Source organism: Terrabacter sp. P5_B1 (genome assembly GCF_056400505.1).
Window position 1 is genome coordinate 1 of the sequence record NZ_JBFULD010000491.1, and the last position, 2,106, is coordinate 2,106.

Annotated in this window: 2 protein-coding genes; both read left to right on the forward strand. The window is 72.0% G+C overall.

Annotated elements, in window-relative coordinates; genetic code table 11:
* The first annotated feature begins 175 nt into the window (after positions 1–175).
* A complete protein-coding gene (locus AC1DP0_RS21270) occupies positions 176–1,441 on the forward strand; it encodes an ATP-binding protein (RefSeq protein ID WP_478088463.1) in 1,266 nt (421 codons plus the stop codon).
* 78 nt (positions 1,442–1,519) lie between these two features.
* Positions 1,520–2,106, forward strand: a 587-nt coding sequence (locus AC1DP0_RS21275; RefSeq protein ID WP_478088466.1) for a histidine kinase, incomplete at its 3' end; no start/stop codon positions are given.

A 2,106-nucleotide genomic window follows, 5' to 3' on the forward strand; every position in this document is an offset into this window, starting at 1 on the left:
TGACCACCCCTGACCATGCGGAACGGCGTTTTTCTGTGCGCGGATCCGACGGAATCCGAAGGTGCAACCGCCTGATCCGCGCCAGTCAGTGCATGCGCGAGGGGGCCGCGACGCGCCGATGAAGCCATATTCGGATGTCTCAGGTTTGCGGTAGAGACGCGTATAGCCTCCGAGCGTGGACCCGATCACGAACCCGTACGCCCCGGGCGCCGGCCAGCGCCCGCCCGAGCTCGCCGGCCGGGACGAGCAGCTGCGCACCTTCGACGTCGTCCTCGAGCGCATCGCCCGCGGTCGTGCCGAGCGCTCGATCGTGCTGACCGGACTGCGCGGGGTGGGCAAGACGGTGCTGCTCAACGCCCTCCGCTCGTCCGCCGTCCGGGCCGACTGGGGCACCGGCAAGTTCGAGGCGCGCCCCGACCAGCGACTGCGCCGTCCGCTCGCCGCGGCCGCACACCAGGCGGTGCGCGAGCTCGGCCACCCGCGCGGGGAGGACATCGACCAGGTGCTGGGCAGCATCAAGGCCTTCGCGCTGCGCGACACCCCGACGGGGGCCAAGCTGCGCGAGAGGTGGCAGCCCGGCATCGACGCACCGGCCGTGACCGGACGGGCGGACTCCGGTGACATCGAGATCGACCTCGTCGAGCTGTTCACCGACATCGGGGGACTCGCGGCCGACGTCGGCAAGGGGGTCGCCTTCTTCATCGACGAGATGCAGGACCTCGACCCCGAGGACGTCTCGGCGCTCTGCGCGGCATGCCACGAGATCTCGCAGTCGGGCCTGCCCGTCATCGTCGTCGGCGCGGGGCTGCCGCACCTGCCGGCCGTCCTCTCGGCGTCGAAGTCCTACTCGGAGAGGCTGTTCCGCTACTCGCGCATCGACCGGCTGCCGCGCGACTCCGCGGACCGTGCGCTCGTCGGTCCGGCCGCGGAGGAGGGCTGCGAGTTCACGCCCGAGGCCCTCGACGAGATGTATGCCGTCACCGCCGGCTACCCGTACTTCATCCAGGCCTACGGCAAGGTGGTGTGGGACGTCGCTCCCTCCTCGCCCGTGACCGCCGAGGACATCCGCGTCGCCGTGCCCGAGGCGGAGTCCGAGCTCGCCGTCGGATTCTTCGGCTCCCGCTTCGAGCGGGCGACGCCGGCGGAGCGCGAGTACCTCCGCGCCATGGCGGACGCCGCGCTCGTGAACCCGCCTGCAGACGAAGCGGATTCGGGAGGTGAGGGCTCCCCGGACGATGTCGCGGCATACGTCCGCGAAGGGGTGGCCGAGCGCGAGGCGGTGCCGACGTCCGCGGTGGCGGACGTGCTTGGGCGCAAGCCGCAGTCGCTCTCGCCCGCCCGCGACGCCCTCATCAAGAAGGGCCTCATCTACTCCGGGGAGCGCGGCCTCATCGCCTTCACCGTGCCGCACTTCGGCCGCTACCTGCGCACCCAGTCCTGAGCCTTCGCGGTCTCGTCGCGGCAAGGCCGCTGACCGGGCGTGGTTGACGCGTCTGGAGGTCGGCGCGACATTGGGACGGTGAACCGGGCGCTGCCGACCCTGGCAGCAGCAGCGTGGCTGGTGATGCTGCTCGAGGCCGCTCCCAGCGGCTCGATGCTGCCGGCCGGCGCCCTGGGGGTCGCGTTCGTGGCCTGGTCGGTGGCCGGCTACCGCTGGGCGCTCGGCCGGGGACGCCTGGCCGCAGTCGTCTACGTGACCGTCGCACTGGTGCTCGGGTTCGTCGTCTTCGATGTCGCCGGTCCCGGCGTCGGCAGCACCCTGCTGCTCGTCGTGGTGGTCGTGCAGGCCGTCGTGCTGCTGCCCCTCGGTTGGGCGGTCGTCGTCGCGCTGCTCGTCCCGCTGGTCCATGTCGGGATGCCCATGGTGGACGGGCTGCGACAGGTCGTCAGCACCGGGCTCGCGTGCGCGTTCGCTTTCGTCCTCGCCGCCCTGCACCTGCGCGAGCAGCAGGCCAGGTCCGAGCTGGCCGTGGCCAACGACCGGCTGCGCGACCTCAGCGCACAGGCCGAGGAGCTGGCGACGATGCGGGAACGCACCCGCGTGGCCCGGGACATCCACGACGGGCTGGGCCACCACCTCACGGTGGTCGGCATGCAGGTCCAGGC